Origin of the sequence: Gimesia sp., from assembly GCF_048262075.1 — a bacterium.
GTDB lineage: Bacteria > Planctomycetota > Planctomycetia > Planctomycetales > Planctomycetaceae > Gimesia.
Window position 1 is genome coordinate 109,283 of the sequence record NZ_JBLXFK010000016.1, and the last position, 12,971, is coordinate 122,253.

A 12,971-nucleotide genomic window follows, 5' to 3' on the forward strand; every position below is an offset into this window, starting at 1 on the left:
CTCGATAGTCGAGTTTGTTTGTTGAGTTCATCACGTGAAAGAGTTACAAAACAAAAGAACCCTTTCCCTTAGTATATCCAGCTGGCGTGATGAGTAAACCGAAGCAACAGAGCCTGTTCGAAGAAGAGGAACTTCCCGAGAACCCCATGCCCTGGGAACGGGAGTCGGCGCAGGATCAGTATCTTGCGGAAATCGTTCTTAATCGGCCCGTGGATCGCGTATTTCATTACAAAGTACCGGAAGAACTGAGGCCACTGCTGCGGGCGGGACATCGTGTGCAGGTCCCCTTTGGCAGAGGGAACCAGTTGGCGCCCGGTTATTGTGTCGGTGTGGGGCCGGGAGATGAGAATCTACCCAGTGTGCGGCTGAAAACGGTCGAAGCGATTCTGGACAGTCGTCCGTTATTCAATGCCAAAATGCTGCAACTCACGCGTTGGATTGCCGACCGGTATCTGTGCAGTTGGGGGCAGGTTCTGGAATGTGTGGTTCCCGCAGGAGTCAAAAACCAGGCTGGGACCCGGATGGTGACCCTGTATGAAATCGGAACAGCGGATGCGGTTGAGGGAACACACGACGTCATTGAGAAACTGCCTGCGAAACAACGTGCTGTTTATGATGCACTCAAGTCGGCTGCGAAACCGCTCACAATGGAAGAATTGACCCAGGCGGCGGAATGCGGTTCCGGTCCAGTGAATTCGCTGAAAAAGAAAGCGTTGATCAGCAGTCATCAAAAACGGATGCAGTATTTTGAGAATGACGATGATGTCGTGCATGCTCACATCCAGAAGCAGGATGACCTCAAGCTCAATCGAGATCAACGCCTGGCATTGGATCGGATTCTGACTGCCATTCGTGGTCAGCAGAGTGAGACGTTTGTGTTGCATGGCGTGACCGGGAGTGGCAAAACCGAAGTCTATATTCAGGCGATCCGGGAAGTCGTGAGTTATGGACAGCAGGCGATTGTGCTCGTTCCGGAAATCAGCCTGACTCCACAGGCGATTCAGCGGTTTCGTTCCCGCTTTGATTCGGTGGCAGTCTTGCATAGTCACTTAACGGACAGTGACCGACATTATCACTGGCAGAATATCGCCGCCGGCAAGGTGCAGGTGATTGTAGGGGCCCGTAGTGCTGTCTTCGCGCCGGCACCGCATCTGGGTTTGATTATCATCGATGAAGAACACGAAACATCCTTCAAGCAGGAGACCGCACCTCGCTATCATGCACGAGAAGTGGCCCGTAAACGATCCGAACTGGAGCGAGTTCCCCTGATTTTGGGCTCCGCGACACCTACGTTGAATTCCTGGTTACGGGTGATTGAGAAAAAAGACACGCTGATTTCCATGCCCCGGCGTGTGAATGACCTGCCGATGCCGGGCGTGAATATTGTTGATGTGCGGAATGATGTGCAAATCAGACGTAACGAGTCCATCGGCCGTATTCTGTTTACCGGCATGCAACATGCGCTGGGAGCAGGAGGGCAGGTGATTCTGTTTCTGAATCTGCGAGGTTATTCTCCGGCGCTGTGGTGTAAGGGATGTGGAAATTCGGTGAAGTGTCCACATTGCGAAATTTCACTGACATGGCATCGCGATAAGAATCTGGCGGTATGTCACAGTTGTGATTTTTCCGCCAAGCCACCGACGAACTGTCCGGGCTGTGGTGCGCCGGGGCTCCGTTTTGTGGGAGCGGGAACGCAACGGCTGGAGGAAGAGGTCAAAGCCAAGTTTCCCGGTTATTCCTGCCAGCGGATGGACAGCGACACGATGCGCGGCGCAGGCAGTCATGCGCGTGTGCTGAATGCTTTCGCCGACGGGGAAGTGGATATTCTGCTGGGCACCCAGATGATTGCCAAGGGGCTCGACTTTCCGAATGTCACGCTGGTGGGAGTTGTGGATGCGGATACCATGCTGCATCAACCCGATCTGTTTGCTTCCGAACGTACCTTTCAGTTGATCGCGCAAGTCGCAGGTCGAACGGGGCGGGGAATGCAGGGGGGGCGTGTGTTCGTGCAGTCTGCTTCTCCGACAGAACCTGCGATTGTGAAAGCAGCGGAACATGATTTTCTCGGGTTTGCCAGGCTGGAGCTGGGGCATCGCAAAGAGATGCTGGCACCACCCTTTTCCCATTATGCACGTGTGATTTTACGAGGCCCCCAGGAAGAACACGTCGAGCACTTTGCCCGTCAACTGGCAGAGATTCTGAGTGCTGCCGCAAAAGAAAAACAGCTACAAGTGCAGATTTTAGGGCCGGCACCGGCTCCGATCATTCGACTGAAAAAGTATTTCCGCTATCACTTTCAACTGGCAGCGATCGATGTCGAACAGATTCTGCAGCTCTGGCATGAGGTGGAAGGAAAACTACCTCGCGAAAAAGGGATCGAATACATTATTGATGTCGATCCGGTTAACATGCGATAACCGGTTTACGCAGTGCAGATTCCCTTTCCGCAGCGAATGCGGGGGTTTCGCAATTGCAATTGCCATGCGGGCAAGGTTGAATAGTATCAGTGTTTTTTAAGCCCTCAAAGCTTGCGATCCGTTCTGACGAAAAACCAATGAGGAAATTCTGGAATGTCAGCCCCTGAAAATAAGAATCGTTTGGATGTCTGGTTCCTTTTTTCTGCGGTTCTCACCTGTTTTGTGATTCAAGTGGCAGCGGTTCAGGCAGAAGATGCCCGGTTTGGTCTGGAACAGCGCGTCCCCTGGACCACATCTCGCATCAAAGGCACACCCGATCCGGCGTTACCTTATGAAACCGAACGAGCCTTTCCGCAATTGAAATTCAATCAGCCACTGGCGATTGCAACGGCTCCCGGAGAGAAGCGGTTCTTCGTGGCAGAACGCAAGGGTAAAATCTTCTCATTCAACTATGAAGATCAGCAGACTTCGCAGGCAGATCTGTTTTTTGATCTGAAGCTTAAAGAGCCCGCGTTGAATGAAATTTATGGGATTACTTTTCATCCCCGGTTTGCTGAGAATCGTTATGTCTATATCTGCTATGTGCTGAAACCGGGTTTGCCGGAGGGGACCCGCGTTTCACGGTTCAAAGTGCTGGACACAGATCCTCCGCGCTGCGATCCCGATTCGGAGGAAGTCCTGATCGACTGGTTATCGGGGGGACATAATGGGGGCTGCCTGCGGTTTGGTCCCGATGGTTATCTTTATATTTCCACGGGGGATGGTGGGCCCGCATCGCCTCCGGATATTCACAATGCCGGCCAGGATGTGAGTAATCTGTTGTCCTGCATCTTGCGAATTGATGTGGATCAAGTCGGTAATAAGAAGCCTTATTCGATTCCAGCCGACAACCCGTTTGTAAATCAAAAAAATGTGCGACCGGAAATCTGGGCGTTTGGATTTCGTAATCCCTGGAAGATGTGCTTTCATCCTGAAAATGGTGATTTGTGGGTGGGGGATGTGGGCTGGGAATTGTGGGAACTCGTCTATCGAGTGGAAAAGGGTGGGAATTACGGCTGGAGCATTCGAGAAGGACGCCAGCCAGTCAAACCAGACTTAAAGCCGGGCCCCACGCCGATTCTTCCGCCAACCGTGGCACATTCTCATCGGGAAGCACGTTCGATTACCGGGGGGTATTTCTATCAGAGTCCGCGCCTGAAAGGGTTAAACGATACTTATCTCTACGGCGATTATTCCACCGGAAAACTCTGGGGACTGCGGTACGCTGACAAGCGGGTCAACTGGCATGAGGAGTTGGCCAACTCCACGCTGAAAGTGACTGCGTTTGCCGTTGATCATACGGGAGAAGTTTATATCGTCGATATTGAAGGGGGGGGCTTTCACCGCCTGGTGCCGATTAAGGAATCAGATCACAATCCAGAGTTCCCGACTTTATTAAGCCAGACCGGGCTGTTCCAGGATACCGCGAAGCATGAAGTGGCTCCCGGCGTTATCCCTTACAGCATCAATGCGCCGGCCTGGGCTGACTATGCGACTGCGGAACGATTTGTAGCGTTGCCCGATGAGACCACAATCGATGTTGTCAGGAAAAAGATATGGAACTTTCCCAAAGAGAGTGTGCTGGTAAAAACGATTTCCATTGAGACCGAACGGGGAAATCCGGCGACTGCCTATCGTCTGGAAACCCAGTTGATGCATTTTAACGGGGCTCGCTGGCTGGGCTATTCCTATCGCTGGAATGAAGACCAGACCGACGCCACACTGGTTCCCGCGACTGGAGATCAGATCAAACTGGAAATCGTCACAGGCGAGCATGCAAAGAAAAAGATTACCTACGATTGGCCGATTCCCAGTCGGGCTGAGTGTGCGGTCTGTCATACGCCGTACCAGAACTATCTGTCGATCCTTTCATTTGAAGAGCCGCAATTAAATCGAAGTCAGAAGTATGGCGAAACGGTGGATCATCAACTGAGATCACTGGCACATGTGAAAGTGCTGCCGGAATCGGTCTGGACTGATTCGAAAGGGACGAATGCCAGTTACCTGGTCGATCCCTATGATCCGGCAGAGGCGTTAAATTCCCGGGCACGTTCCTATCTGCATACCAACTGCCGTCATTGTCATCGGAGTAATGGGGGAGGCGGCGCGACGATCGAACTGGGTGCGGCTCTGGACTTTGATGCCATGAAAGCCCTGGGTGTGAAGCCGACTCAGGGGACGTTTGGTATTCTTGATGCGCAGGTGATTGCCCCCAGTGATCCCTCTCGTTCAGTGCTCCTGTATCGCATGAGTAAGCTGGGCAAGGGCCGCATGCCTTATTCCGGTTCTTCCGTCGTTGATACGCGGGGAACGCGTCTGATTCGTGGCTGGATTAAAGGTATGGCCGGTATTGCCGGCGACAATACTTTTGAAGTATCTCGCTTGAGAAATCGTCAGCAGAATCTGTTGGCCGACGCCGTCCAGATTGAAGATCAGGAGTATGTGGGCCAGAAACTTCAGGAAATTCTGGGCACAACCAGTGGCGGGCTGATGTTACTTGGTGCATTAGACGAAACGCCGCTTTCCGATCAGATGCGTAAGCAGATGATTCAACTGGGTACAGAGCATCCCAGCGCTCAAATACGGGATCTGTTCGAACGTTTTCTGCCCGAGGATCAACGGGTCAAACGTCTGGGGGTCAAAATAGATTCCGAGGCCCTGGTTTCTCTGCCCGGGGATTCGCGTGAGGGGAAAAAGCTGTTTTTCGAAATGGCAGGATTGCAATGTCGGAATTGTCATCGCGTGCATCAACATGGGAAAGAACTGGGACCCGATCTGACGCAAATCGGCAAGAAACTTTCCCGGCAGGAATTACTCGATAATATTATTGATCCTTCCAGAAAGATCGACGAGAAGTATTTCACCTGTGTTGTTTTACTGCGATCTGGCAAAGTTGTGAGTGGCCTGTTACTGAAAAAAGATGAGACTGTAGTACGACTGAAAGATGCGAAAAATGAGGTGCTGGAAATCAGGCCGAATGAAATCGAGAGTCTTACGATGCAGAAAAAATCGATGATGCCCGATCAGTTATTGCGGGATCTGACCGCCGAACAGGCCGCTCATCTGCTGGCATATCTGGAATCATTAAAATAACTGGCCATGGAATCTGAGTGATCAGGCCAGAGAGTACGCAAACACTCTGGTTTTTCGTCTTTGAATCATTATAATTCCGTTCAGTCGCTCACGAGTTCCCTGCCGAAGCTGCCACAGCTGATCTCCGGATAATTGAACTCTTTCATCTGGTTCAATCCGTTTTTTATAATCTATTCTTCTCTGAGTTAAACCATGGCGATTCAATTTGATTGTCCTTTTTGCACGTCCACATTAAAAGTACCCGATGCGACAGCAGGAAAGCAGGGGGACTGCCCCCGGTGTGGCACAAAGCTGGTTATCCCCAATCCGTTTGCAGCGGGTTCAGCCACACCGCCCGCTGAGGCCGCGACTGCAGCACCGGTTCCACCTCAAGTGGATGCCCCCACGCCGCCTCCTGCCAGTTCGGATTCGGCACAGGCTTCTGAAATGCCCCCCGGCGATGTGGCTGTTTCTGTACCTCGATCAAGTGCCACGGCGCAATATTTACGGAAGCGACGAAAATCGAATGTGGGGGGAGTGGTCCTGTTTCTGTTTTTCTTTACAGTAATGGCAGGTGTCGCGGGTTATTTTTACTGGAACTTCGGGCTGCGTCTCGAGGGGAATCTGGTCGCGGCGCGGATTTCGCCTGAAGGCGCCAAACTGGAAAAGCGACTGATGCCTGAGAATGCCGGAGTATCGGAAGAGGTGATCAAGGCAGTCAATCAAAATCTGCTGGAAACACCGCGGCGTGTGCAGAGTGATCTGATGGAAATGTTGTTTTACGGTCCCGAGAAGGGCGGATTGGAAGTCCGTTTGAAGCCAGGAGCGAAAACCGAACTGGTGCGTGTCGATCTGACAGGCGATCCGGCGTTGATGGACTACATCAATAAACAGGGAACACAACTGGATCAACCCCGGTCAGCCGAACTGCAGAGTTCGTTGAAGAATTTCTACACTGACTGGAATGAATTTATACAGACGCAAAGCGTGATGCCCGACCTGCTTCATTATCGGAATTCTGTCGGCGTGAATTCCCTGCTGGGCGGATTAGGCTATCATACGGAAGCACGCGTGAATCATAAAATCTACCCTTGTGTGCATGATGATTTTAAAGGGGGACTCTACTTTCTCGTGCCGAAAGGAACGTTGCAGTTCAATATTCAGGGGCGGGAAATGGACAATGGCTGGACCACGTTTCCAGGAAAATATGAAGTCCAGGTGACCCAGGAATATCAGTCGCAACCCTGACAGTTCCGATCATAAAAAGTCAACGACGATGGAATCGGCGAGCAGGCAACCTGCTGAGGTCAGTTTGAGATGAGTCTCTGTCTCTTCCAGCAAGCCGGCTTCGAGATTGGTCATGATGGCAGATTCCGCCAGTTCATGCAGATCAAAGCCGTAGCGTTCCTGAAACTCACGTCGATTGATTCCGGCGCGGCGTCTTAAACCGAAGATGATGGCTTCGCGCGCCCGTTCTTCTGGGGCTAATTCTTCCTGGTCTGCGATAGGAGATTCACCGGCCTGAACTCTTTTTAACCAGGTGATCACACTGCGATGGTTCTGGCGTCGCACGCCATCCAGGTAACTGGCGGCACCGGGGCCAAAGCCATAATAGGGGTAGCCGGTCCAGTAGACTTCATTGTGGCGACATTCGTATCCGGGACGCGCGAAGTTGGAAATCTCGTAATGCTTCAGGCCGACCTCATCCAGAAACTCTAAGGCGAATTCATACATATCTCCGGCCAGTTCGTCGCGGGGCAGATCAAAGAGGCCCGCTTTCTTCCGGCTCCAGAAAGAAGTTCCCTTTTCAATCGTGAGTCCGTATGTGGAAAGATGTGGGATATTCAACTGCACTGCGGCCTGCAGCGTCTGTTTCCAACCGTCCAGGCTCTGTCCGGGTACGGCAAAGATTAAATCGAGGCTGGTATTGCTGATGTGAGACTGCAGTGACTTCACGATTTCAAAAATCTGATCAGGCCGATGGTCGCGTTCCAGAAACGTGAGAATATCGGCATCGAACGACTGGACTCCCAGGCTGACCCGGTTGATTCCCGCCTGCTTGAGAAAATCAATTTTATCCGTGGTCAGATTCAACGGGTTGGCTTCGATGCTGAATTCATAATCAGAGGCGAGTTGAAAATGAGAAAAAATGATTTCGAATAATCGTGAAAGCTGTTTGATACTGAGATGGGTTGGCGTGCCACCACCCAGAAAGAGTGTGTTTAATTCAATCCCTTCTCCCAGTTCTGATGTCTGTTCCGCCAGCGCATCCAGATACGCTTCAATCAGATGATCTTTTTCCGCGACGAGTGTGAAGTCGCAGTAGCCGCACCGATGTTGACAGAAGGGGACATGGAAATAAGCAGAGCCAGGGGTTTTCGGGTTTAACACATTCAGGAATCCGCTGGCTGTGTCAGCATGTTTGCGGGAATGGCTCAGCGTCTCTGCAAGATTATTGAGAGAGTACTTCGCTGAACGGGGCATCACTGAAACTCAAAGCAGCCAGAATATGAGCCAGTGTCAGAATCGCATCACAGGTGGGAACTGCATCCTTGAACCAATGATATCCGGACTGGCCTCCTGCGTAAACGGCCTGTCGTTGCAGCATCTGAAAATAGCCGTCTGCCAGCGTGTCGGAGTGTGGATGGATGTTCCAGCCTGCGGGTACGTCTTTCAGTTCTTCCAGACTTGCCCGATCCAGCAGAAAGTTACGGGATGACTGTTCCCGTGAAAGTGCCTGCATGACAAATCGGGAAACGTTGAAATTCGAGAGGAGCGTTCCGGTTTCTGCGAAAAAAGCACAGCGACGACTGTCATCATCGATAATCAGACCTAAATCAGCGGAATCCGCCTGGAGCTGTTTCTGCATTTTCAGGACATCGTTGTCCTGTGGACTGAGCAGGTTGCGTTTCTGATGTGGAATGTCTACCCAGGAGAGTTCGCAGGGCAGTTTTTCAAAGAGCGCATTGAGAGTTTCTCTGACCAGCCTCAGCGAGCAGGCGATTTTGATTTTGAGTGGTCGCAGGGCATGGAAGTGTTTCTGGAACTGCGCCCGATAGGCTTCCATGGGATGAAAGGTTCTTTGTGATCCCGGTTGACGGGAGGCGCGTCCAAAACCCCGCAGTGAGATCTGTTCGATCTTTTCCAGCTCTCGACCGGCTGAAACCGGCTGTGAGTTTTCCAGCAGGAAGTCGAGTCCTGTATAGGAGGGGCCAAATTGAGCGCCGGTGACCATGATCGCGCCTTGTGCCTGCAGGTGGTTCGTTGCGAACGAGAGAATCGACGGGACGGTCAGCCCCAGATCGATGACCCGACAGCCATTTCTGCGGAGAGCACTGGCGACACCGGTAATGATATCTGGCGATGAAGGTCGTTCATCATAACCGATGACAACACTCGGTCCCCGACTTTGCTCCTGGGTTACGGGCAATCTATCTGGAGTTGTTTCAGATTGGCTAACCAAATTTGTTTTTTGGGGCGCGATGCCTTTCAGGGGGAGTGATTCCCAGAGCATTGTGGAAAAGGCCCCGGCGATATGAGCGGCCTGGTACCGATTGATCTGATTCAGATAGACGCCGCGCACACCTTCTGAAGTGAACGGGTTTTGTGTGGACGCACGACTGAGTTGCGTCTGCTTTAATCGCTCGATGATTTCGAGGGAGAGGTTTCCGGTGTGTTCCTTATGCGGACACTCGCGACACTTTGGATAAAAAGCGGCCAGTCGGGAGAGGTGGATGGCTTTCGAGATCGGATAGTCTTCTCCCGGGCACTGAAAAAACACTTCTGCCGATTTGAGTAAAGCAGGTTGTAAAAGTTGAGGCAGCGGGGGCAGAATCTCAGATTTGATCTCAGTTAGATGTTCCACGTGTGATTCTGGTTCCAGTGAAATGGGAAAGTGCTCCCTAAGGATTTATGGTTTTTATGGGATCCGCGGGCGGCATCTCTCGAAATCAAAACACAAATTGATTGTAATGAGGGACAGGAATGTTTCCAGTTTTTCATGTCCTTTCAAGCTTGCGGTAGTCAATGTACGTCATCCCACTGATTTTGGTCAATAAGAGTTATTTATGAGCGTGCACGTTACTGAATTTCTGCTGAATCCTGCCGCCAATGAGTTTGGACCGGTAGTCGTCCTGCATGGTGATGATCGTTACATGAAGCAGGAAGCGATCAAGGCGATTGAACCGCTTGTCCTGGGTGAAGAGGAGGACACCAGTATCACGCGCTACGACGGAAAACGGCTCGAAAAAGAGCTGCCCCCCTCAACCTTGTTTGATGAGCTGAAAACGGTCTCCATGTGGGGGGACAAGCGTCTGGTGATTGTGGATGATGCGGAGAAGTTCGTCAGTGCCTTTCGTGGCAAACTGGAGAAATATCTGGAGGCTCCTTCCCGAAGCTCATTTCTCATTCTGGATGTGAAAAGCTGGAGTAAATCGACGCGTCTGGCCAAGCTGGTAGCAAAAATCGGTCTGGATCTGGAGTGTAAAGAACTTAAGGGGGGGGCTTTAGCAAAATGGATCTGTGATACGGCTGGACAACTGCATCAGAAGCAACTCTCCCGGGAAGCCGCGGTTTTGCTGGTCGAACTGGTGGGGACCCATTGTGGACAACTGCATCAGGAATTGGAAAAACTAGCGACATTTGTGGGGGAACAGCCCCGCATCAGTCCTGATGATATTCGTTCAGTTGTAGGAGGCTGGAAAGCGGAAACAACCTGGGCGATGACGGATGCCGTCCGCGATGGACAGATCGGGGACGCCTTGCATTACCTGGACAATCTGCTGGTTGCAGGCGAAGCGCCTCAGAAGATCCTGGGGGGGCTGAACTTTGTCTGGCGGAAATACTTTAAAGCGACACAGCAGGCAGTGCAGGGAACACCTTTAAAACAGGCGATTCGCCAGGCAGGGGTATTTCCCCGCGATATCGATTCGACAGAACGTTATTTGAGGCGCTTGACCAGGCAGCGAGCGGAAAAAATCAGTCACTGGCTGTTAGAAACCGATCTGAATCTGAAAGGAAAGAGCCGTTTAGCACCGCGTCTGGAGCTGGAGCGGTTATTGTTCCTTTTGAGTGGTTGTGTCTGATATTTTGATAAATATTTTCCGGTTCACTACTTAAAACGTGCACGTATCTTCATAAACTTCCTTTCAAAATTATGCATTTCTGTCGGAAATGAATCTTGCCTTCGATTTCGGGTAGGGGTATAAATCAGCGTTGATAAGGTTTTTGCGAAACTCATTGACGCTGTTTGAACCTTGCAGCGATTGGCAAAGTTTCGTGCACTATTGGGATCTCAGACGCACATTGAGGTGAAGCATGTCGTCCGAACTCTTAGATCCAGGTGTCGTCGCAAGCATCTACGAGGAAGCCCCTCTGGAAGCCGAGCGACACAAATGGATCGAAAGCCAAAAGAATGGCTGTGATCTGGGCAAGCTTGCTATCTCTGACTGGTATGCAAATCACTGGTATTATTTTTGCATCGGTAAGAAGATGGAGCATCTGTTAGGAAACAGATGCTGGCAGGAATTCAGTGACACTCGATTCGGTTTTTTAAAGTCACTGCAGCTTGAACATGATCTGTTAGCAGATCGGATTCTCGATCGGATTTTCTGGCTGCGAATGGAGAATCTGGATATTATTATCTGGGCTCGCGAGTGGAATATCCCACTTGACCGTGTGCTGGAAATACTCGAGTTGATCGATATTAATTCCGCACGACTCGAACCTGTATTATCCTGATTCGATTTATGTTTCATGGATGAACCTGCTCCACCTTCACATTCTTCTCAAGAACAATCACAGGTGGCTGCCGCAGAGAATACGCGCAAGTTGTTCTCGGGGCTTCGGGTTGTCAGCCTGCTGACTTTGCTGAGTCGCATCCTGGGGATGGTCCGCGACATTGGCATGGCAACTTTGTTCGGCAACGGTCCGATCATGGACTCCTTTTCGGTCGCTTTCAAGCTGCCGAACCTGATGCGACGACTTCTGGGGGAAGGAGCGCTTTCCACGGCGTTTCTACCGACTTTTATTCGCGAACTGGAAAACCAGGGGCGAGAATCGGCGTGGAAGCTGGTGACCGCTGTTTTATTCTGGTTAATGCTTTTTTCGGTGATGATCGTAGGAGCCGGCGAGATCCTGCTGATCTTTCTGAGCAGCCTGGAAGCGGCCAGTTCCGAGGCTCGGTTGCTCTACTGGTTGACCGGTTTATTGTTACCCTACCTGATTCTGATCTGCATGGCAGCCCAGGTGAATGCAACGCTGCATGCGTTGAATCACTTTTCGATTCCCGCCTTACTGCCCACCATTCTCAACCTGTTCTGGATGGGAGGAATCTGGCTGGTTGCGCCTTATTTTCCTGATGCCTCTGACAAGATTACCATCATTTGTTTAGCGATTCTGGCCGGTGGGGTCTTGCAGTTGATCTTACCCTGTCTGAAGCTGTTTTCACTGGGTTATCGCCCTCGGCTGGACTGGCAGGGAGGAGTTACGCAAATTCAGGCCATTGCAGTCAGTATGGCTCCGATTGTTGTCGGCCTGTCAATTACCCAGTTCAATACCCTGATTGACAGTGTGTTGGCCTGGGGACTGGCGCGGCCTGAAGGAGTCGTTGGGGCAGGAGAAGTTCCTGCCTGGGAAATCTTTGAATCAGGGACGGCATCGGCGCTCTATTTTGGTCAGCGCATGTATCAGTTTCCGTTGGGCGTGTTTGGGGTCGCGTTGGGGACGGTGCTCTATCCCCGACTGTCACGACACGCTGAGCGACAAGATGGTGAACTGTTAAGACGGGACCTGCTGTTGGGATTACAACTGGTTATTGGCGTGGGGTTACCGGCCAGCCTGGGGCTGTTTCTGATGGCGGAGCCTTTAGCGTCGCTGTTATTTCAGTATGGAGATTTTGACGTTTTCGATGCACGACAGACGGCCGAGATGATTCGCTATTATGGTGTGGGGGTCGTCGCTTTTATGGCGGTCTTAATTCTGAATCGAGGGTTCTACGCCGTGGGGGATACACGGACCCCGGTCAGGATTGGCGTGGTGATTGTATTCTGCAATCTGCTGTTAAACCTGGCATTGATCTGGTGGATGCAGGGGAAGGGGTTGGCTCTGGCGACATCGCTGGCAGCGATGATTCAGTCTGGCCTGTGCCTGTGGCTGATTCGAGAAAAGACAGGGGCAATAGATCTCAGGCAGTTAACCAATACGACATTGCGGGCAGGGATTGCTACTCTGGTAATGTCCATTCTGATCAGTGTTGAGTTATCTCTACTGCCTGTCTCTGATCAGTTTATTTCCAGGCTGGTCCGTGTGCTGCTCCCCGTTGCTTCATCTGTGATCTGCTATCTAGTGCTGGCCCGTCTGCTGGGGCTGAATGAAATCATGACCTTGATGACGTCTGGTAGAAAACCGCCGGAGAAAACAGAGTCTTGATCGTATTCGAAACTG

8 protein-coding genes are annotated in these 12,971 nt (G+C 51.5%); 6 read left to right on the forward strand and 2 right to left on the reverse strand.

What is annotated here, in order from left to right:
- The first annotated feature begins 89 nt into the window (after positions 1-89).
- The 3 genes from priA (at position 90) to ACN0YH_RS24085 (ending at position 6,776) form a co-directional block, all read left to right on the forward strand.
- A complete protein-coding gene (gene priA / locus ACN0YH_RS24075) occupies positions 90-2,417 on the forward strand; it encodes a replication restart helicase PriA (RefSeq protein WP_417382142.1) in 2,328 nt (775 codons plus the stop codon).
- A gap of 153 nt (positions 2,418-2,570) precedes the next feature.
- On the forward strand, positions 2,571-5,549 hold the full coding sequence (locus ACN0YH_RS24080; RefSeq protein WP_417382143.1) for a PQQ-dependent sugar dehydrogenase: 2,979 nt from the start codon (positions 2,571-2,573) through the stop codon (positions 5,547-5,549).
- A gap of 192 nt (positions 5,550-5,741) precedes the next feature.
- Positions 5,742-6,776, forward strand: a complete 1,035-nt coding sequence (locus ACN0YH_RS24085) for a hypothetical protein (protein ID WP_417382144.1) — start codon at positions 5,742-5,744, stop codon at positions 6,774-6,776.
- A 9-nt stretch (positions 6,777-6,785) separates the two neighbouring features.
- Here the strand turns inward: ACN0YH_RS24085 and hemW are convergent, their stop codons facing one another.
- Together hemW and ACN0YH_RS24095 are read right to left on the reverse strand one after the other, a co-directional pair.
- Positions 6,786-8,012 carry a radical SAM family heme chaperone HemW gene (gene hemW, locus ACN0YH_RS24090; RefSeq protein WP_417382145.1) on the reverse strand — a complete coding sequence of 409 codons (1,227 nt, stop codon included), beginning with the start codon at positions 8,010-8,012 and terminating at the stop codon, positions 6,786-6,788.
- A complete protein-coding gene (locus tag ACN0YH_RS24095) occupies positions 7,981-9,393 on the reverse strand; it encodes a hypothetical protein (RefSeq protein ID WP_417382146.1) in 1,413 nt (470 codons plus the stop codon). The genes hemW and ACN0YH_RS24095 overlap by 32 nt, the downstream gene beginning before the upstream one ends.
- A gap of 202 nt (positions 9,394-9,595) precedes the next feature.
- Here ACN0YH_RS24095 and holA point away from each other — a divergent pair, with 202 nt between their 5' ends.
- The 3 genes from holA to murJ all read left to right on the forward strand — a co-directional run bounded on the left by holA (position 9,596) and on the right by murJ (position 12,956).
- Positions 9,596-10,612, forward strand: a complete 1,017-nt coding sequence (holA, locus tag ACN0YH_RS24100) for a DNA polymerase III subunit delta (protein WP_417382147.1) — start codon at positions 9,596-9,598, stop codon at positions 10,610-10,612.
- 232 nt (positions 10,613-10,844) lie between these two features.
- On the forward strand, positions 10,845-11,267 hold the full coding sequence (locus ACN0YH_RS24105; protein WP_417382148.1) for a hypothetical protein: 423 nt from the start codon (positions 10,845-10,847) through the stop codon (positions 11,265-11,267).
- A 63-nt stretch (positions 11,268-11,330) separates the two neighbouring features.
- Positions 11,331-12,956: a murein biosynthesis integral membrane protein MurJ gene (gene murJ, locus ACN0YH_RS24110; RefSeq protein WP_417382149.1), complete on the forward strand. Its 1,626-nt coding sequence runs from the start codon at positions 11,331-11,333 to the stop codon at positions 12,954-12,956.
- Positions 12,957-12,971: the final 15 nt, after the last annotated feature.

What these genes read in the sequence shown, in the direction of transcription:
- priA (WP_417382142.1), top strand. Translation starts at nt 90, where the DNA reads ATGAGTAAACCGAAGCAACAGAGCCTGTTCGAAGAAGAGGAACTTCCC.
- ACN0YH_RS24080 (WP_417382143.1), top strand. Translation starts at nt 2,571, where the DNA reads ATGTCAGCCCCTGAAAATAAGAATCGTTTGGATGTCTGGTTCCTTTTT.
- ACN0YH_RS24085 (WP_417382144.1), top strand. Translation starts at nt 5,742, where the DNA reads ATGGCGATTCAATTTGATTGTCCTTTTTGCACGTCCACATTAAAAGTA.
- hemW (WP_417382145.1), bottom strand. Translation starts at nt 8,012, where the DNA reads ATGCCCCGTTCAGCGAAGTACTCTCTCAATAATCTTGCAGAGACGCTG.
- holA (WP_417382147.1), top strand. Translation starts at nt 9,596, where the DNA reads ATGAGCGTGCACGTTACTGAATTTCTGCTGAATCCTGCCGCCAATGAG.
- ACN0YH_RS24105 (WP_417382148.1), top strand. Translation starts at nt 10,845, where the DNA reads ATGTCGTCCGAACTCTTAGATCCAGGTGTCGTCGCAAGCATCTACGAG.